This window comes from Flavobacterium ginsenosidimutans, from assembly GCF_003254625.1.
GTDB classification, from domain to species: Bacteria; Bacteroidota; Bacteroidia; order Flavobacteriales; family Flavobacteriaceae; genus Flavobacterium; species Flavobacterium ginsenosidimutans.
The window spans coordinates 409,215-428,953 of sequence record NZ_QJRJ01000082.1; the positions used below are offsets into that span (position 1 = coordinate 409,215).

Annotated in this window: 14 protein-coding genes; all 14 read right to left on the reverse strand. The window is 34.0% G+C overall.

The features are described 5' to 3' along the window. Positions 1-7 precede the first annotated feature (7 nt). The 14 genes from DM444_RS22315 to DM444_RS22375 all read right to left on the reverse strand — a co-directional run bounded on the left by DM444_RS22315 (position 8) and on the right by DM444_RS22375 (position 19,219). Positions 8-1,813, reverse strand: coding sequence for a contractile injection system tape measure protein (locus DM444_RS22315; protein ID WP_111290771.1), 1,806 nt, complete (start codon positions 1,811-1,813; stop codon positions 8-10). Further along, entirely contained in the window at positions 1,797-5,225 is a 3,429-nt protein-coding gene (locus tag DM444_RS22320) for a hypothetical protein (protein WP_111290773.1), read from the reverse strand. Before DM444_RS22320 ends, DM444_RS22315 begins: the two co-directional genes overlap by 17 nt. Positions 5,226-5,236: 11 nt before the next feature. After that, complete coding sequence (locus tag DM444_RS22325) at positions 5,237-7,939, reverse strand: hypothetical protein (RefSeq protein ID WP_111290775.1); 2,703 nt, start codon at positions 7,937-7,939, stop codon at positions 5,237-5,239. Then, positions 7,927-11,286 carry a baseplate J/gp47 family protein gene (locus tag DM444_RS22330; protein ID WP_111290777.1) on the reverse strand — a complete coding sequence of 1,120 codons (3,360 nt, stop codon included), beginning with the start codon at positions 11,284-11,286 and terminating at the stop codon, positions 7,927-7,929. Before DM444_RS22330 ends, DM444_RS22325 begins: the two co-directional genes overlap by 13 nt. Before the next feature lie 13 nt (positions 11,287-11,299). Then, positions 11,300-11,710, reverse strand: coding sequence for a GPW/gp25 family protein (locus tag DM444_RS22335; RefSeq protein ID WP_111290779.1), 411 nt, complete (start codon positions 11,708-11,710; stop codon positions 11,300-11,302). 2 nt (positions 11,711-11,712) lie between these two features. After that, positions 11,713-12,003, reverse strand: coding sequence for a PAAR domain-containing protein (locus tag DM444_RS22340; RefSeq protein ID WP_111290781.1), 291 nt, complete (start codon positions 12,001-12,003; stop codon positions 11,713-11,715). 64 nt (positions 12,004-12,067) lie between these two features. After that, a complete protein-coding gene (gene vgrG, locus DM444_RS22345) occupies positions 12,068-13,813 on the reverse strand; it encodes a type VI secretion system tip protein VgrG (protein ID WP_111290783.1) in 1,746 nt (581 codons plus the stop codon). After that, a complete protein-coding gene (locus DM444_RS22350) occupies positions 13,814-14,509 on the reverse strand; it encodes a CIS tube protein (protein WP_111290785.1) in 696 nt (231 codons plus the stop codon). Between the two features lies 1 nt (position 14,510). Continuing rightward, positions 14,511-14,672, reverse strand: coding sequence for a DUF5908 family protein (locus DM444_RS23805; RefSeq protein WP_204251708.1), 162 nt, complete (start codon positions 14,670-14,672; stop codon positions 14,511-14,513). Between the two features lie 7 nt (positions 14,673-14,679). Then, positions 14,680-15,126 carry a phage tail protein gene (locus DM444_RS22355; RefSeq protein WP_111290787.1) on the reverse strand — a complete coding sequence of 149 codons (447 nt, stop codon included), beginning with the start codon at positions 15,124-15,126 and terminating at the stop codon, positions 14,680-14,682. Between the two features lie 2 nt (positions 15,127-15,128). Further along, complete coding sequence (locus tag DM444_RS22360; protein WP_111290789.1) at positions 15,129-15,557, reverse strand: phage tail protein; 429 nt, start codon at positions 15,555-15,557, stop codon at positions 15,129-15,131. A 27-nt stretch (positions 15,558-15,584) separates the two neighbouring features. Next, positions 15,585-17,759, reverse strand: a complete 2,175-nt coding sequence (locus DM444_RS22365; RefSeq protein ID WP_111290791.1) for a phage tail sheath C-terminal domain-containing protein — start codon at positions 17,757-17,759, stop codon at positions 15,585-15,587. A 21-nt stretch (positions 17,760-17,780) separates the two neighbouring features. Next, positions 17,781-18,617 carry a hypothetical protein gene (locus DM444_RS22370; RefSeq protein ID WP_111290793.1) on the reverse strand — a complete coding sequence of 279 codons (837 nt, stop codon included), beginning with the start codon at positions 18,615-18,617 and terminating at the stop codon, positions 17,781-17,783. Next, positions 18,614-19,219 carry a DUF4255 domain-containing protein gene (locus tag DM444_RS22375; RefSeq protein WP_111290795.1) on the reverse strand — a complete coding sequence of 202 codons (606 nt, stop codon included), beginning with the start codon at positions 19,217-19,219 and terminating at the stop codon, positions 18,614-18,616. Before DM444_RS22375 ends, DM444_RS22370 begins: the two co-directional genes overlap by 4 nt. Positions 19,220-19,739 lie beyond the last annotated feature (520 nt).

Consider the following 19,739-nt stretch of genomic DNA (forward strand, 5'->3'; position numbering starts at 1 on the left):
TTTAATTTTACCAGTTAACATATATGATTCGTTTTTTCCACGCCAATTTTACGATGCTCAAATTCCAGCTTAGTTTATCTAATAAAACATCTTGTGTTTTTCGCTCCATTGTAATTACAGGACTTTCGTCTCCATTAATGTTCAGTTTTCCAGGCCGCTGCAAGAATTCATTTTGAAGCAATTCTGTCGATGATGTTTTCATTATATCCCAATTGCTCAATACTGCCTGCAACATTGCGGACGCTTCTTTTTTCATTTCTTCAGAAAGTGTAATGTTTCTTTCAATGGGTTCTGCTATCGGAATATTGCACAAAAATTTTTCTAAGAGCATAGCGTTTTCATAATCCTGTTCTTTTCCTGTGGCTATATAATGCAAGAGGTGCGCAGCAACTTCAGGGTTATGTATAGTATTGTCTTTATTGAGCAGTTTGCAATTCTCAAAAAGAGATTTCAAAAAGGGATGAATCAATACTAAACCCGCATTGTCAACATAAGATTCGCTAATAACTGTACCTAATATCTCTTTTTCTTTTATTTTAAAAGAAGGCTCTTTTTTATCGATTACTTCTTCGTTATTATTTGGAGTTTCTTCTTTTGAGTGGTTTGATAGGGTTTCGGTATTTTTATCATCGTTGCTAATAGTCGCATTTTTGTTTTTAAACAAAATTAAATTCGAGTCGGGCAATGGATTTTCATTGTTTTCTTGAATTCTTTCTGTTTCTATTTTCGCTTCGTTTTTTGCTTCTGTCAGATTTTCTAATTCTTTTGCATTTTCTATCCCTGTTTCATTTTCTACTTTCGCCGCATTTTCTACTTCTGGTGTATTTTTTGTCTCTGTTTCAGTTTTTATCGTCACCTGATTGTTTGGAACAGTTTTTATTTCTTTTTCTTTTGAAATAACATAATTTATTTTTTTTTCGATAATTGAAATAATTGCATTAAGATTAGCTAGTAATTCCAGTTGATTTTGGCTTTCTATCTGATTTTCAATTTCCTTTAGAAAAAGTTCTTTGTGTTCTAAAAAGACGTTCTTTTTACGAAATTCAAATACATTGCAAATCAATCTGAAAAGCTTTTGTTTCAAAATTGAATCGCTTGTCTCCAAAAGATTTAAAATGACTATTTCCCACATTAAAAATCTTTGATTCGGAATCAATTGATTTTTGGCAATACTAGCTTTAATGTGTTTTTTTATGGCTTCGATACCTATTATTTTAGCACTGCTGTCGGTACTATTTTTTTTAAGCAATATTCCTTTTTTGATAATGGTTACAATTTGGCTGTCACTAAATTGTTTGATAAATCGTGTTCTTACAATTGGTTTTTGGACAGCATTGATCCATTTAAGAGAAAAAGTTTTATCATTTATTATTTTTATAAATATTTTATTATCAATTATTTTAAAGTCATTATCTAAAGTTGTCCACCAAGTATTTGTACCTGTTTCCAGAAAATGAAAAAAACGTTCTATTTCCTTTTCTTGCGGTTTGACAAGTTTGTAACCTTCGACATTTGCATCTTCCATTTCAAAAACTTCTTCAACTTGTTTAGTGATTTTTTTTAGGATCTGCTCTTTGAAATTTTCGAAATCTAAATTTTGATTTATAGAAATGTCAAGGTTGAGTTTGTCCAGTTGTATGCTGTGTAAAGGATTTTTTGAATCTACTTCATTAAAATAATTTTCTAAAATTGCGAATACTTCCTTTTGCAAAAACGCATCAATATTGTCCTTGAGATAATATCCTTTTTCTTTAGAATTGGTATTTATCTCAAGGAAAACTTTATTGACAATATGTCTATTTAAGTTTTGCACTGGCTGTAAGGGCTTCTATTTGTGTGTTTAAATTGGACAGTATAAAATCGATTTTTTGAAATATTTTTAGCATGCTGGATAAGAATTTTTTCAAGGATCCGTCAGTATCTGTGTTGAATTTTATTTCAACAAAACTTTTAAATAAATTAGTGAAAAGTAATTCTATTGGGATAATTTGTTTTTCTGATGCTTTAAGTATTTCTGTATCCTGACATCTTAAAATGGTATAAAACAATGTGGTATTTAGCGATATAAGTGTTTGTACTGCAGCAATCAGATCTGGATTTTCCAGTTTGATGGCGGCGGCAACAACTTCAGATATTAAATTGAAATTTTCCTGTGTGAATAATTCAGATAATTTAGCATTTGACTTACCATTGATGTAACTCTCAATGTCTTTTTGAACTTCGACCAATCTGTTTTCTGTTTCAGAAATTAAGCGATTAGTTTCTCTATTGAATTTATTAGAAATCGAAATTTCTTTTAATTTGGAAATCGTTTCAAGTGAGTTTTTTACAAATAAATCAGCATTGTCAAGACATGTATTGACTTCAACGGGTTTTCTAATCTCAATAAATCTTGGACCATCGTTTACTGAACCGCAGTTTCCTTCAGCAGTTAATAAAACAGAAATAGAAGATTCATTATACATCGAAGTTTGTCTTGTTATTGGATCTTTTTTATCTGTTACTATTATTTCCTTATCAATTTTCCAAGTATATGTTTTGGCATTTAAAGAATCGTTGGTTAAGGTCAGAATTCCCGCTCCATCTATATTAAAGCTAAAACTAGCAGTAGGAAGCTCTAAAAGTGTAATGGTAAGATTGGATGGTTTGTCGTCTATAAAAATGGTTACGTTTTTGACATCTTTAGATACCTCGCCTGGAGCAAACATATATTTTTCTCCGAATGTTACTTGAACTCCTTCTCCGGAAATTTCGGCCCCTTTTACATCGGGTTGCAGAGTAAGTGACACAGGTTTATCGTTTCGGCAAAAGGATATTTCGTTTACTAATTTGCCATCTACCAGTACTTTTGGATCTTCAATTTCAAAACTAACAGGATGAGTGACTTTAAAGTCGCAATTGCCATTGTCTGCATAAAGTATAACTTCAAACGTGAATTTCTTTTGCGATTCACTATTATACTTGTAGATATGTTTTATTTCAGTTTTATCATCTGTAACCAAATCGGTTTTGTCTCCAAAGTCCCAAGTATATTTATTGCCTTCGATATTTTCTCCAGTTATGGTAAAAGTAACTTCAGTTTCGTCAACTCCAGAAGGTTTTGAAGGAACTGCAACAAAATCAAATTTTGGTTTTTCAAAAATGGTTATCTTACAATCAGTATCAAAATTATTGACTGTAAAGGTTATAGGCTGACCAATCAGCTCTTTACTGACTGCGTTTGGATCAAAAACAAGAGCGCCAAATTCATTTACTTTTATTCCTCCGTTTTGATCAGATCTAACATTGGCTTTTACAAATCCTCCCGCAGGAGAGACTTTAAACGGTAGAGGAGGTGTTTTGCTGTCAAAACAAATTTTATCTACAGGTAAACTAAGCCCTATATTGTTTTCGTCACAACATAAATATGGTATCGAAAAATCAGCAACAATTGGGTTTAAAATGGGTATGCCTTCAGTAAATTTTTCAAAGTCACCGGTTAAAGATAATCTGCGGTTTTTATAATAAGGCACCTTTTCTTCCAGATAGATCATTATAAAAGTTCCTCCGGGAATTACACCTGCTTTATGCTCGTAGCCATGATTTTTGTTAAGGTAATATTTGGTGAAATACTGGATGGTTTTATCCAGTTCATTAGCGTTTACAGCTAGAATCATTATATTGAATCCTAAGCCATTTTCTAACCTAATTTGCTGTATAGCTTTAAGTGCTTCTTTGTAATTGCGTCCCTGATGTCCTTCAATTCTATAAAAATCACTATCCAGATGTATTTCGAGCGGATTTTTAGTATTTAATAAGTCATCATGGTAACTCACATTGTTTTTTTCTAACCCTAAAATGGTTTTATCAAAATCCCAAGACTTAATAAGCGAATCGTTTATGTTGTTGTAAAAAGGAATGGCTTTTTTGCCTAATTTGCCCATTTGTAAAGAGGGTGTGATTTTTATAACATCATATAATGCATTGTAATTTTCTAATAATTCTGCACTTCTCAGAATAAGACTGTAGATTCTTTGTTTGGCTCTGTCTTCGCCATAGCATATTTTTAGTTCATTTGATGTTAAGTCTTTTTCTTCAGAATCTGTATCATCTACAAGGCAATCATTACAAGTGTTAAGACTTTCTCCCGTAAGTAAAGGCGATTTGTAAAAGGCATGACGAAATTCAAAACAAGGTTCTGTTTTTATTAATTCGCCCAGCATTAAATGTTTGGGAAATGCATTAATATCAGGATAACAATAACTATCCTCTATATCGAGTAAAAGCGCTCTGATTTCGTTGTAAGTATCCACAAGATCGTTAAGCAGATCATATCGATATTGAAAATCTGACGGAAGTACAGGATCTCCTTCAAAATTAAATAGTTCGGTTATCTTTTTTTGAATAGCATCTAAAACAATTGGCATATTTAAGCCTGTTAGAAGCTGGCTGTAGCCTTCCTGCAAATTTTTAACAGCATTGTTTTTGAAAATTCCTTTCGTGAAAGTTTGTTTTATTGCCTCAAGATGAGCGAAATCTTCTTTTTTTAGTACAATTCTGTTTGATTTTAGATCTGGTAATGTATGGTATAAATTGACAAAATTGATTTTACCAATCATGCTGTCATAATTCATTATTTGTATGGCAACGGCTTTGCTGACAATTAAAACTTTATAATTGCCGACAATTTCTAATCCCTGATTGTCACACGAAAGGCTTACGCAAAGGTCAGATTCTTTTTCATAAGACTCCAGATACAAAAGAATTACAGCATCTTTGAAATCAAATTCTGTATTTGCTGTAAATTGAGTTAAAGGAAAATTAAGATCTTTTTCTTTTTTTTGCTGTTCTTCTGTCAAGAGTTCAAAAAGTGGTAATTGCTTATTTGATCCATCATAGAAAAAAGGTTTATAAGCCGCTTTTGTATTATCATAAACTTTGCAGTGCGTATAGGTTTTGGAATCAAAATCGATTTTTTTGTTTCCCAATACATCTGCCTGATATAACTTAAAAAGATCACCATCTGTAGTTACACCAGTTCCCTGAGTTATTGAAATGGTTTTTTGAGACTCATCATAACTTGGATAAAGTCCACAAACTATACCAACGCCACTCAGGTAAATGCGCGATAGGCGATCCTGGTCGTCAAAAAAATCTACAACCTCATTAAGGTTTCCTTCTGTAAGTACCTGATTCTTTGTAAATCGTCGGTATTGTGTTGTTATTGTTGAAAGTTTTGCTGACATGGCAATAGTTTTTATAGTGATCCTAAATTCGTTTTTCCTAGTATAATTTTATCTGACAATCGCTCGTTTTCATCACTGCAGTCAAATAGTCGTCCTGTTGGGTAAACATTGTCTAGAGTGGTTAAAGCCTTAATAAAGCTGATTAATTGTGGTTCTAGCTGTTCTTGATTTAAATCGGTTTTGGCGATTAAGTATTCTTTGTATGTTTTTTCAAATTGAACAAGCTGGTTTTCTGCGGGGTCTTTTACATCTTTTTCTCGATATCCAATCCAACATACTTTTGCTAGAACGTGAGCAGGCAATTCTTCTTTGATTATTTTTTCTATATAATTTCTAAAATCGGTATTGGCAAATCGCAATGTATATCCTGGCAACACTACGCTCACGCGATAGGAGTAAGGATCTATTGGTTCGCAATCACCGCACTCTTCGGCGCAGATTGGCATGAAAGTATCTGGATTTACTGTTGTCTGGTTTACATCTGGGCGCAACATCATGTGTTCTACCAAAAACATTCCTTCTTCGGTAAAATCTTCTTTCATGAATTGAATTAAATCCAGAATCGATTTTTCTAAATCTTGCAGATTAGTATAATATTCAAATCTTCGGGCAATAATGCGGTCTGAATTTTTCTTGTCTGGGATGGCTGGATTGATAATATCATAAGAATATTTTCCAGCATCTGACTGCTGAATCAGAATATTGTCTATAATAGCTAAGTCTTTTACTGTGCCGTTTTTAAAAGCCTCTTTTATTTTATATTCTCGAGTCTGAATAATCTGTAATACAGCAAAATAAAGCTCTTTATTTGCAGCAGAAGTGTCAAAGTATTCTGCTGTTGAAGAAAGCACAATCTCATTATTCGTGTCGACAATGCGCCATCTATACACCGATTGATTGTCTGTGTCAATAAAATTGTACATCTGGACAAACGAATTAGAAAGGTTTCTACGGCTATAATCTTTAATACCAATAAGTCTGGAAATTCTCTTTTCGGCTCCCGAAACATTATTCGTATTCCATAAATTGGCAATAGGCTGTTTGTAGTAATCAAAAGCATTGCCACGTTCTTTACTTACGACTTTATAATCTTTCAGAAAGTTTTCTTTATCGCGCAATACGACTTGGTCAGTTGTATTGCCGTAAATGGTTTTATTGACAAAAACATATTCAGAGAAATTCTCGGCAAAACGAGACAATAGGTGGTCTAAAATTTTATTTCTGCGTTCAATATTATTGTCCTGCTGGTCAAAAAGAAGTTCTGTAATACTATCATCAGTGTAATTTTCATATCCATCTACAATGTCATTAGCGCCATCAATATCTTTAACGACTTGAGTAAAAAGGGTTCTGGTTAAATTACCGCTTACTGAAAGTAATTCGCTCACCTGACCTAATTGTTTAAAATAACTTCCTAATATCTGATCAAAAAACAAAAGATATCCTTTTAATTGTTTTGCTTTAGATTTACGTTCAACAGACGCTAGGGTAGGAAGACCAACTTCACCAATACCATAGGTTTCAGGAAAATCATTTTGTATGGTGGTATAAAAATCAGTGTTAAGATATTCGCCATTTGGTATTTCTAATTCCTTATCCTGACTGGCGTTGGTTGTAGCTTTATCTTTTTCAAGTTTTATAGCATCTGAATATTTTTTTACCAGGGCTTGATTGATATTCAGAGGCAGTAATCCTTTGTTGTAATTGAAAACACTTTTGGCACAAATAACTGGTTTTTGGTAAGGTTTAAGGCAGATAAGCCATTTGTTTTCCAAGTCGTCACCACCGCAATTCCCTAAAGAAATATCTTTAATTAGCACAACATCTGGCACCGACATTATTATTCTCATGATGTCTGAAAGACGCACTTCATTTCTCAAATCGGCTTTAAGTAATTCTTTTGTGTCAATAAAACCGTTCTTTAAAGAAGGGCCATCAAAAATTTCAAGAGTTGAATATCCTTTGCCAATCATTTGTTTTAGCGAATAAAAATTGACTGTTGTAGATAAGTAACTTTCTAGAGCATCCATGACATTGGCATGAACCAGTTCTTCATCGGCTTCCGTATTTACTTCAATATCTGCGCATATTTTGATAGGATAGTCTACCACTTTTTTGATATCGACAAGATCTTCGCAAAGATTTCTGTTTGCATGATACTGCTTTCTTATCTTTTCTTTAACCATCTCTATATCTGAAGGTTTTGAGCTATCAAAATCTACATAAAGATCATATAAACCGTTGAGATCAAACGATTTTCTTAAGTTTTCTGGTAGATCTTTATAATCCTTAAAATCATAAGAAAGCTGATTTTTCTTGCAGTCCACATACGCTTTTTTCTCGTGTTTGGCGAGCCAGCAGTTTCGAACTCCTTCTATGTCTATAAAAAGTTTTCGGTAATCATTTTGTGTGACAGGACTAGAAGACAATACTTCTGAAGCTTTAAAAAACTGTTTTGGAATGTCTTTGTTAATGTCATTAGACGCTAATATATTTTCTATTGGAAGATTGAGTCTCATACCAAGATCTGAAATGGCATAGGAAATCATTTCTAGCATGGTTATACCTGGATCATGCTCGTTAAAATCTGTCCAAAATTTACTGCCAAAAGACTCGATATACTCGATTCCTTTTTTTCTTAAATAAAAGAAATCCAAATCGTCTTCTGATGCTGATTTTTTAGGAATGGTGATATGTGGGTTTAGTAGCGACATTTTTCAGGTTCTTGTGGGGTTATTTCTTTGCAAGTGTCTATTTTGGTACTGATAATATGGTTTTTAACAGAGACTAAAATGTTTTTTGGACTTGATGGTGACAACGTGGTTTGAAAATCTAAAAGAGGTATATTGGCATCATTCTTTTCTGTATCTTTTAATGTTTCAGGATGTTCTTTATCTGTTTTTTTATTGATATAGATTGCCATTTCTAGCGTAGATAGAAAATCTACGTAATATAAATTTTCGATATATTCGATAACAATACTGCGTTGTAATTCCACTCCGAATATGATTTGCTTTGAGGTGTCAAATGCCCAAGGAGATAAAAATTTTATAAGATCTTCGTTGAGCTGTTTTTTATAAAAATTCTCATCATATTCTGCATAAAACTTTACATTCAGTTTTATTATAACTTTTTCATAATCAGGATTGATCACTTTTGCAGACACTAGCATGGAGTTTTTAGAATTAATAAAACTCTCAATGCTATTTAATGTAGCTGTGCTCACTCTTGGCTCATAAATATCAAATACATTTTTGTCTACGATATCTGGAATTACGACCAGCGTTACTTTTCCCGGAGCTAAAAACGAGGTGTTTGTACCCGATATAAAAGTATGGTTAAGGCATTTTACTCTAAAAACAGATGGAAATTCCTGTAAAATAAGATGCTCATAATCCCAAAGCGTTATAGCTCTGTTTTTGTGGCGCAAGCGTTCGCTTACACGCAGATAATAGGAGGGGTCAGATTCTAATGGTTTTCCATCAAACGAATTAAATGGCTGTTCAATGCTTTTAATCTGCGGAACTCTGGTAATTAATTTAGATATTGTTTTCGCAGGTAATGTGCTGTCTAAATGCGCTAAATTATTGTTGTTATCAAAAAATTGGGCTGTAACAACCTGAGTTTTCACATCGATCACTTTGCAAACGGCATCGTATTTTTTGTGCATTTTTGCTTTTATCCAAATGGTATTGGCTGGAAACAGCGTATTGTCATTAGTTGCCTGCTTTGGAATGCTAAATTTTACAATGCCCGATTTTAAAAAGTTATCGATGCCATTTGCCAAAATATCCTTATCAAGATTTTTCCAGTAATTATCGCATAGTATATACCATTCTACTTTTTGCTTTGCTGTAAAAGTGGGAACGTTAATATTTTCGCTCCCTTCCAATATTTGAAATAATAATGAAATTTGCTGAGATATTTCGGCATTTTGAAGGCCTACATAAAATTCGCCTCCATTGCAATAATCTGGAACCAAACAATTAGTAATTGGAGTAGAAGGATCCAAAATTTCTTTATCAATAGCTTGCTGTTTCAAATAAGAATGCTCTTCCTGCTGACCAAAAGGAGCTTCATGAAACAATTTTATTCGGTTAGATTCGTAGGTTGAAGCATCAAATTCAGTAGTTTCTTCAGCAGAATAATTCAGACTTATACTTTCTACAATTGGAGTGTAAGGCTCATTTGGAATGGGTGTTAATACATCTTTCGCCACATTCATTATAGCCAAAGTATATATTTTTGGAAATAACGAATGCAAAAAGGATTGATTTAAAGTCAATCGAATTGGGCCGCTTTTGCCAAGCTCATAAGTGCCTTTTACATTGACATTAGTTTCAAATACTTTATCATTATCCGGATCATCAAATAAATTGACAGCGTTATTTTGTTCATCCCAAACTTCTTTGTTTAAAACAGATAATGTTGCTTTAAAATAGTCCTTTGTAACAATGGCATTTTTTTTATTTAAAACTCTTAAATTTTTAGTTTCTGAAACAGCCTTTATTTCTGGAACGACTTTTTCATCTTCAGGCTGATTGGCCTTCATTTTGGCTTCACGACTAATATCGTGGAATATTGCGCTGTCAAAAATATTTTGACTTATGGTCTCAAGAAAACTTTTTTTATAAGCGGCATAATGAGTTACAAATGATGAGGGAGTATTTTTCCATTTTATGTTAATAGCTGCATCTGTCCAATTTTTAGAAAAAATTTCAGGATAATTTATGATAAATGCGCTGTTTTTTTCAGGTTGAGTTGTAAAAGGATAAAAGGGTTTCGTAGCATTGAGCAAGCCAGTGTCACTTTCTAATATTAAAGATTTTACGTCCTTAACCTCAACTTTTGCTTTAATGTTTTTTATTGGTTTTGTAACTAGACTTCTAAAAAGAGTATGTCCTTTTTTATCTTGCGTATTAATTAAGAATCGAATTACAGGAAGTTCTGTTGAGAAAAATTCGCCTAAAACTTTCTGATCGTAGTTAACAATTGCCGGATTATCTTTTGGTATCTGAAAAACCAATCTTAATTGATTGCTGTCAATGCTTGAAGATTGATTTACATTTTTAAAAGCAATCGCTGTGTCCAGTTTAAAATTTCCAATCCATCCTTTTTTTCCACTATAAAGGATGCTGATATTTTCCAAAAGATCATCTGTATTGATTAGATGAAGAAAAGCTAAAGGCTCATTAAAAGTTATTGTGATGTCAATACTTCTGTCACCTTCTTTAAGATTAAATAATTCAGATGCTATGGCAAAACCTAATTTTGCATCGCTTAATTTTGGGTACTTTTTTTCATCTGAATTATATCCAAAAGGAAACCAATAGGGAGCGTCTTCTTTTAGCGGTTCGCCTTTTCCATCTAGAGAATTGGCGATTTCGCTGCATTTAATTTCACCCAAATCAACGTCATTATACACACTTTTTAGGTACGCTATATTGGCTTTATTGGCAATAAATTCTTCTGTAGTTTTGTAAATTAACTTTTTGCCATCGGGATCTTTTCCTGCGTCAAGTTCTGTATTGGCATCGATTTTTTCTTCGGCTATTTTTTTTGCCAATTCAAAAATGATATTGACTTTATCTGCTTTTGCAGGCAGTTTTTCGATTTGAAGTATGTCTTTATAGAAAAAATCTAAATGCTTTTTGGTAATGAGATTCAGTTTGTTTTGAGATAATTCCAATAATTTCAAGAAACAAACAAACAAAGTTAGGTGAGGAGTAAGGTCTTGATTGATATTGGCGGCCAATAATGTTCTGGCGATGTCTTCTTTTGAAGTGGCATATTCTTGCTCTGTTCTTTTTGGAATACTATCTTTTGTAAAGCCAAAATAGTTGAAAAATTCCTGCCAGTTACCTTCTGGTTTTTTATCATTATTCGTGTCGAAAAAGTTGACTTCTTTGGCAAAATTATAAGCAAATAACAGCCAGTCTTCAATAGTAAAATCATGAAGTTTCAGGTTGCTAGGCTCTAATGCGTCACTAAAGCGTTCTTCCTGATTAACTCCATTTCTTTTAAAAATAACATTGTCTATTTGGCTGCCGTTGGTGCTCATAGCTTATAAACTTTTAAACATTAGTGCCTTCTTCTTTGTAAAAAGGATAAACAAGATTGCTTCTTGAGTTTGTACTTCTTATTCTGTAATCGATTATGACCAATAATTCCCCTTCTAAATCATCGCCTTGTGTTATGTCAATTTTTTCAACATCAATTCGGGGTTCGTAATATAAAATCGCTGTTTTTATGAGTTCAGTAACATACGTTTTTAGTGTTCTGTCTAATGATTCAAAAAGCAATTCGTCCATATTACAACCATATTTCGGCAGCATAATGCGTTCGCCGATTTTGGTAGAAAGCAATATCTCCAGACTGCTTTTAATATCTGCCTCATCAGACGTCATTACGACTGCTTTACTGTTCTTTTTGAACTCGGGCGGAAAACTCCATCCAGTACCTAAAAAAGCTTCTTTATTTTCCATAATTAACCTATTAAAACCGTTGGGCATCCTAATATTATGGTGCCGCCATGCGCAGTTGAATCTCCCATTCTTGCGGCTGGTTTTCCTCCAATCAGCACAGTAGCTGATCCCGCAATAATGCTATCCGGTGGACCTGTACAAACAATCATGTCTCCTAAACAGGCAGCAGGCTGGCCGCCTATTAATACTGTAGGCGAACCTGGCGGTAATATTGGTCCGCCAACATGAGGGACAGTTCCTGTTACCATTGGGCAAACATGCATATCGTTAATTCTTGCGGCTGGTGCTCCCATAATTACTTATTTTTATAGTTAACTTTTTTATTTAAGTGTTGAAGGATAGAAATCAGAGGATGAGTTAGTTTATCTGTACTATGCTACCTTTTACAATCGCCACCGCTGCCGATGACATTTCTGCGCCAGCACTTCCTTCGGCTTTAAATTGAGCAGTTGCTTTTAGATTTACATTTGTACCTTCAATTTTTACATCGCCTGTTGCTTTTATTGAAATATCGCCTGCACTTTCCATTTTTATTCCTGCGCTGTCAATCGTAATCACATTCGAATTTTCATCTTCAACAACGATAGATCCTTTGTCTTCGTCGAGTGTTATTTTTTTTCCTGCTGGAGTTTCGATGGCTATTGATTTTTTATCATCATCAAAGAGCACTTTCATTTCGCTTCTTGTAAAAATTCCTTTTTGATGATTATCGTCCGATGCTTTTAGAGGAGCGGGTTTTGCGCTGCTGTGGAGCATTCCTAAAACAATGGCATCATTAGGATCTTCGTTGATAAAGCCGATAATTACTTCGTCTTCAATTTCGGGCATAAAAAAAGTACCTCTGTTGTCACCCGCATCTAATGCTGCTACTCTGCACCAAATACCTTGTTCTTCATTATTGATGATTGGGATTTTTACCAAAATTCTGTCTTCACCGTCGGGATCGTCTTGAAGCTGGGTTACAATACCAATATGCAATCCTTTTATGGATGGAATTATTCCTGAAGCTGATGGCGTATTGACATCATACGTTTCAGAAAACCATTCAGGATTTAATCCAAACTGCACGTTTACAGTCCAGTTACCATTTGCAATTTCATGGAAAACTCCCGTAATGTATGCTTTGCCGTTAAAACGATCTCCAACACCTTCAAGTGTAATAATGGTATTGGGTTTTACGGCAGGAATACCTTGAAATTTTACTCTTCCGCGGACTTTTGACAGCTGTTGAAATAATAATTTTGCATCGGCCCAATCTTGCAATTCGGTATCGGTTACATTACCGCCGTGACGCAATTCTAGATTTTCCAGTTTTACAATATCAGATAAATCAGAAGCGGATAAATTTCCGTTTAAGCTTACGCTGGGATCTTTGGCTTCAATTTCTAATAATTCCTGATTCGATGCATTCCAGCTGTAGGATGAAACTTTGGCAAACTGATTTCGAGCATCAATTTCGGCATCAAAATCTAGCATAGTCGCACCAAAAGCAACCGTTTCAACTGATTCAGAAGCTAAGTCTGGTTTTTTTATCGAGATTTTGCCATTTTCAACAAAACATAATTTTCCGTTGGCTTGTGCACGAGAGACAATAAAATCCCAATCGGAAGTATTGTATTGTACTAACTCTTTGTGGCTATAATTAGTGCTTTCTACATCTTTCTGTAATCCGTAAGTGCCAATAATGTCTTCAAAAGCATTACTATCTTTTACGTCATAAAAATATTTGCTTTTTCTGCCAATAGTCAGTTTTACAGCTTCGTCTTTGCATTCTACAATCAGCAGGGACGATTTGTCTTTTATTTTTATGGAATGTTTTACCACTATTCCTTTGTAAATAGTTTCTTCGTCACTGTGATAACCAGCTTTAATTTCTATCTTTTTGCCCGGAACAAGCAAATCTTCGTTACTTAATTTAAAATCTCGTGCTGCAGCATCTCCATCGGTCAAAATAATCTGTGCCATAGGTATTCTGTTCACCTCGTTATGAACTACAATGCTCATTACTTGGTAAACACCAGAAAGCTCAGTTCCCTCAATAAGCAATTTGTGCGTTACTAAATCGGCACTTTTACTGGTTTGTATGACATCGCTATTGTTCATCTATTGTTGTTTTTGTAGAGGAGGGAAGAATATTTTTTGACCAATTTTTAATTTTCTGAAATTGATAAGCTTGTTAGCTTTTGCCACTTCGAGATAATATTTTGAATCGCCATAGATTCTAAAAGACATTAAAGGAAGCGTATCGCCAGCTTTTACAATTCTGGTATGCGTTAAATCTGGAGATTGATTGTTTTGCTGTTTTGCTCTCAATTCATCTTCAACAACTCCCTTGAATTTTCCTTTTGCAATGGCTCTAATGGGCGTTCCATCTGGCCTGAAAAGTTTATACTCAATGGTCATTTCGGTGAGAGATCCTTTAAATAAAAGACTTCCCCAAGCAATTTTTAAATAGTTTGGTTTATGCTGTGTACCGTTATATTCTAAAATTACTTTTCTAAAATGTTCAATGTCGTCAATAACACCATTTTCGGTACTTTCTTTGCCCGCAATAACCCCAGTTCGGTCAAAAACAAAATCCAGTTCTAATTCTTCTGGAGCAATTGCTGAAAATCTCGGCGCAGGACTGCTTGTTCCAGCGGCATGGGTTGTATCTTGCTCTATTTTGTAATGAAAAGTATATTTTTCAGGATTCATCAAAATAATAAACTTTTCAATACCCGAAATGGGATTGTTGAATTGAGGATCGCTATAGGCAATGATCTTCAGTTTTTTTAATTCACCTTTAATTGCTGCCATATTAACGTTCTTTTTTTCGTTCAATAATCTTCATTACTTGCTCGACACATTCAGCCACAGTATCTTTTTCAGTAGCAGATGATGAAGAAGCTGGTTTCTCACCCGAATTTGAGCTTTCGTTCACGTTTATTTTAATGTGAAGCTCTTTGATTTCAATTGGCATGATAAAATTATTTTTTATGAAGCGTGAAATAATTATAAGCGAGCTCAAAGCTTTCAACAACAATTTTGCTTTCTAAAGCACTAAAATCTTCCACTGCCCATTTTACGGGATAGGCATGTATAACTTTCCAGTGCATTAAGGGTTGGCGATCTTGATTCAAGAGTTTTACAGTTAAATCAACGGGCTTAAATTCGAAATTTTCTAATGCTTTTCGGCACCATTCAATTACATCAGAATCAATCAATATCCCTCTTTTTAAAACCAAATTTGGATACTTGGTTTTTACAGGAAGTTTGTGTTTGAATCTGTTTTCTCCACCCTCAACAATTTCTTCCGTTTCAAGATCTACTGAAAGTCCTGATACGGATTGAAATTGATGGTCTTTTTCTTTTGTGCCCAGTTTATTAAATTCAACCAGAAAATGAAAGCCTACGGGTGGATAATAGTTAGACATGACTAATCATTTTGAATAGATAAACCTTCATGAACCAATTCTATTGACTCGATAGCTACTTCGTTTCCATCGGCTTTTAAATCAGTTGATTGCACTTTTGTCGGCCATGCATTTTTTACTTTCCAGGTAATCACGGGTTCGTGTTCCTCGTTAAGCAATTTGATGGTAATATCCCTTCTTTCGATGGTGTTTAGTTTTACTGTATTCCACCATGCATAATATTCATTATCGCTTTTAAAAGTGCCTCTTTTCATGGTAATGTTAGAGAACTTCTGCATACCGGGCATCTTGATTTTGCTGTATTCCGGACTTGCACCCTGACGGTACTCAATAACTTCGGTTTCTACATCTAATCCGGAAACTTCTGTAAAACCTATTTTTGTTCCTCCCCAGTCAACTGAGAAATGAAACTTTGGTAACGGATAACTCATGATCTATATTTTTTAATGATGATTTAATTAAGATTCCTGCATTTTGTGAGAGAAACGTAGGATGATAAACTCAGCTGGACGAACTACTGCCATACCGATTTCGATTATCATTTTACCGTCTAAAATATCCATAGCAGACATGGTTTGTCCCAATCCAATTCTTACGTAGAATGCTTGTTCTGGTTTGGCTCCTGCCAAAGCTCCAGCTCTCCATTGAAGAATTAAGAAATTCTCAATCATAGCTCTTACTCTTATCCAAGTATTGGCATCGTTAGGTTCAAAAACAAACTGCTCGGTTGCTTTTTTGATAGATTCTTCGGCCATGTTAAAGAAGCGGCGAACCGGCACATAACGCCATTCGCTATCATTACCGGCTAAGGTTCTTGATCCCCAAACCAAAGTACCTTTGCCGGTAAATGTTCTGATAGCGTTGATAGATTTACCTGCAACTGTATCAATATTCAATCCGTCTTGTATATTATTAGTGATTTTTACCGTAGGAGCAATAACATAGTTTAAACTAACATTTGCTGGTGCTTTCCATACACCGCGATCACTATCAACTCTTGCATAAATTCCTGCTATGGCAGAACTTGGTGGCAGCGTTATGGATAGATTAGAGATTTCGGAAAGTATTTTATTGTAAGTAACATTATCAAGCTCTGTAATATCTGCTAAAAAGCGACCATTCATGGCACCGTTATTTGTATCATTTGGTTTTGCGGTTGTTACAGCAGCAGTAATTGTATCAATATTAGCTACAATAGATGCAAAAAGATCAACATCAAAAGTGATAGCTGCCGGCAAATCAAGAATAGAAGCTGGCGATGTGAAATTCAAAATTTTTGAAATTTCAGATAGTACCGTCGGAACACCTGGCGCTCCTTTAATATTTGCGGTTATTTTTACTTTGTTATTTGCTGTTTTTGCTTTCGCTAATAAATCAGCCAAATTGGTTTTGACGCTTTCAATTTTATCGTCCAATTCAAAAGGATCAGTGAGAGTTTTTAAAGCTGCCGTAATAGCGTCTCTGGTTGGTTGGTCTTCTTCATCAGAAGCTATTGCGGCTAATGCTGCTTTTTTAATTTTTTCTTTTTCTCCTATAAGATTGGCGAGATCTTTATTCAAAGTTTCGAATAAGAGTATAAACTCATTGTTTTTTGCCACCGTAAAAGTTCCTGCAGCTGCAGCTGCGGCATCTGCATCTGCTTGTGTTCCTCCTCCAGTAATGACTGCTTCTGCTGCGGCAGTTGCTGCGGCATTATTAAAGCCGGCTGCTGATTCAATAAATTTCAAAACTTCAGCTATACTTCCTGTTAGATTATCATTTGTTCCCGGAACTGTTTTTAATTTGTTGATTAATGGCACAATTGCATTTTTTGAACCTGCTAAATCGCTCAATACAGTTGACATTGCATTAGGCGTAGGTGAGGTAAAATGCTTAATCATGATTTCACTTGCATTGTATCTGTAATCTAGAATAGTCTCTAAATGTGGATAATAAGCAGCTCCATACTTTAAAGTATCTTTCTCTGAACTAATAACTCCTCTCAAATCATCAATGTTTGTATCTGTTGGGCTAGAAGCATCGTAGCTAAGTGTGTCAATGAGTGTAAATCGATCTTGCAGTTTTCTACATTGGTTCAAGGCATCATTATACAAACCATAAAAATCAGTTGCATTAATGCCAGTTACTTGAGTAGCATCTGGAAAAAGAATAAGTGTAGGTTCATCTACTTTCTCTAATTCTAGCAAACCTTTTTTTAATTCGCCACTATCATTTATAGAGGTTACTTTTGTATCAGCATCATCTAAATCATCGCCATAACGGCCTACGGATATAATGTAACAGGGTCCGCCACCATTTGCAAAGAACAATTGCATTGAATAATACATCAAGAAAGGCTGTCTGCTAGACGGTTGGTTTACAATAAGAGATCTTGTTGTCGTACCATTATCAACTACATCATTAATGGTAACACTAATTGTTGTTTCTGGTTTTGCAAAGCCAAAAAAACGCTCATATTCCAAAAGAGATGTTATTCTTGTCGGTTTCAATTTCAAATCACCATTAATCTTATTCGTGGCTTTTTCAGTATAGCCAATAAAAGCTGGAATCGCTGTTTCTACCTGGGCAACAGAAGGAGGGAACTTTACGATTTCCTCAACATATACTCCAGGCGTTTTGTAAGTTGTTGCCATAATTGATTTGTTTTTTAATTATTAAATAAATATTTCTGAATAGTAATCACTATTGATTTTTGTTATTGATTTTACAGATGGATTTGGATATTGACTTTCTGCAGGTTGAGAAGGGTCCAAATCGTTAACAGGGTCAATCTCTATAAAACCAGATCGGGTTAATGGTTTTGCGGTTTTGGTTTTAATTTCGGTTCCTGCTTTACGGTTGATGTATTTCCAAAGTGTTTTTCGATTATCAAAATGAATTTTAAAATTTGGACTTAACATTTTATCCGAATCGTCTATAATATTTTCTGAGCTGTTGTCACCTTTAACGGTAAGCGAAATAACTCCAAAAACATTTTGCTGTTCCGACGGCTGCAGCGTTGAAATTAAATCGGCAGTAGTTTTTTCAGATACTAAATAAGCGTTTGAAATAAGTTTGTTGTCGTTTATTTTTGGAAGATATTTGAATGAAACGGGTTCAGTTAATGGTTTTACATTACTGAAAAGATATACTCGAGTAAGAGCAAAATCAAGATTAGTATAATTTTCAAATTGATAATCATTAATTTTAATTAAAAACGTTAGGTTTAAATCGGCAGGGACTTTTATAAAAGGATCTGATTCATCTTTTAATTTAATATATACGCCGAAACCTGTTTTGGTCTTTTTGAATACCATTTTGTAGTTTTTAAGTACAGTGTTGGTTTCTAAAGTTGGTGTTACGGCTATAAATGCATCTGTACTGAATTGTTGCAGCATTTTTTCTTTTTTATCATCTGGCATACTTGCAAAAGTTTCTTCTCCGTTATTCAAAAAATAATTATGAAGAAGCGTTACTTGAAACAACAATCCGTATGTAGAAGAATAACTCATGACTGTTCTTTTCGTTTAGTTACTCCTGTAAATTCGCCAATAAGCTGTCCTTCTGCCTGTGTAATATTGCGTTCAATTTGGATCATGCTTAATTTGTATAAAGCCGATGGAAGCTGTTTTCCGCCGAGTGTTCCCCAGATATAATTTAATTCTTCAAAAGTGGGCGTGTAGAGTTCAACTGTAAATCTAAAGTTGTCTACATTGCTCATAGCACTGCTGTTTCGGTTATAAATAGTATTAGCTTGGGTAAAAAGTTTTTTTCCCTGAAAAAATTCAATAATTTTTGAAATGTCCATAAGGGAGTTTACGTATATATCTCTATTGGCACTAAAAAGGATATACAGATTTAAATTGATAATGCCGTTTTTATAAATTGTTTTTGCATTATCAATAGTATGGTTTGGGAAGTTTTTTAAAGTAGCTTCTTCGGCTAAATTGATTAGTGTAAGTACAACAGAATCTTTTATAGAGGTTGAATCTGAATCTTCATTGCGAGACTCTAGAAAAGCGATATTTTCTGGTACAACAGATTTTTCTAACCCAACTTCCTCGAGATAGTTATTTACTTGTTCTGAAATTATTTGTATTACTTCAAAAATCATCTTTTGACAAAATTTATTATAAATACTAAATGAAATTTTATGGAAAGGAATAAGGTGTAGGGCGAAGATTGTAATTTGAAATAGGGCTTCTGACTGTGCTTTAAACTGATGCTTAAAACAAGGCTTTAAGATTTGACTAAATTAGATAAATGTAAGGGTACCAGAAAAGGGTGATTTTCCCCTTTTTTATCTAGTTAAAATACTGGTTTTTAAATAGTTGTTGTTTGTTTTTAGTCTTTTAAAACCAAGAAAATTATAAAAGAAAAAAGCTCTAGATTTCTCTAAAGCCTTTATTTAGTGACGTGTCTTGCTGTTTTTTAAAAAGAATATAAAGCTAAAGTCGACATAGTTGCTAAATCTGTCTAGAGAATACTTCCATTGATATATTTTATTTCGCCCTATTTCCAATTTAATCTAATTTAGATTTTTGTTACTGATAACTAAATAAGCATATTAGACTTTATTATTGTTGTCGATTCTTAAACTGCATTGGAAATTTTTACCATAATTCTTGTTTAGA

Bases quoted from the DNA above. Each gene is read 5' to 3' on its own strand.
- DM444_RS22375 (WP_111290795.1), bottom strand. From the start codon at position 19,219: ATGATTTTTGAAGTAATACAAATAATTTCAGAACAAGTAAATAACTAT.
- DM444_RS22365 (WP_111290791.1), bottom strand. From the start codon at position 17,759: ATGGCAACAACTTACAAAACGCCTGGAGTATATGTTGAGGAAATCGTA.
- DM444_RS23805 (WP_204251708.1), bottom strand. From the start codon at position 14,672: ATGCCAATTGAAATCAAAGAGCTTCACATTAAAATAAACGTGAACGAA.
- DM444_RS22340 (WP_111290781.1), bottom strand. From the start codon at position 12,003: ATGGGAGCACCAGCCGCAAGAATTAACGATATGCATGTTTGCCCAATG.
- DM444_RS22355 (WP_111290787.1), bottom strand. From the start codon at position 15,126: ATGTCTAACTATTATCCACCCGTAGGCTTTCATTTTCTGGTTGAATTT.
- DM444_RS22360 (WP_111290789.1), bottom strand. From the start codon at position 15,557: ATGAGTTATCCGTTACCAAAGTTTCATTTCTCAGTTGACTGGGGAGGA.
- DM444_RS22335 (WP_111290779.1), bottom strand. From the start codon at position 11,710: ATGGAAAATAAAGAAGCTTTTTTAGGTACTGGATGGAGTTTTCCGCCC.
- DM444_RS22325 (WP_111290775.1), bottom strand. From the start codon at position 7,939: ATGTCGCTACTAAACCCACATATCACCATTCCTAAAAAATCAGCATCA.
- DM444_RS22320 (WP_111290773.1), bottom strand. From the start codon at position 5,225: ATGTCAGCAAAACTTTCAACAATAACAACACAATACCGACGATTTACA.
- DM444_RS22330 (WP_111290777.1), bottom strand. From the start codon at position 11,286: ATGAGCACCAACGGCAGCCAAATAGACAATGTTATTTTTAAAAGAAAT.
- DM444_RS22370 (WP_111290793.1), bottom strand. From the start codon at position 18,617: ATGAGTTATTCTTCTACATACGGATTGTTGTTTCAAGTAACGCTTCTT.
- vgrG (WP_111290783.1), bottom strand. From the start codon at position 13,813: ATGAACAATAGCGATGTCATACAAACCAGTAAAAGTGCCGATTTAGTA.
- DM444_RS22350 (WP_111290785.1), bottom strand. From the start codon at position 14,509: ATGGCAGCAATTAAAGGTGAATTAAAAAAACTGAAGATCATTGCCTAT.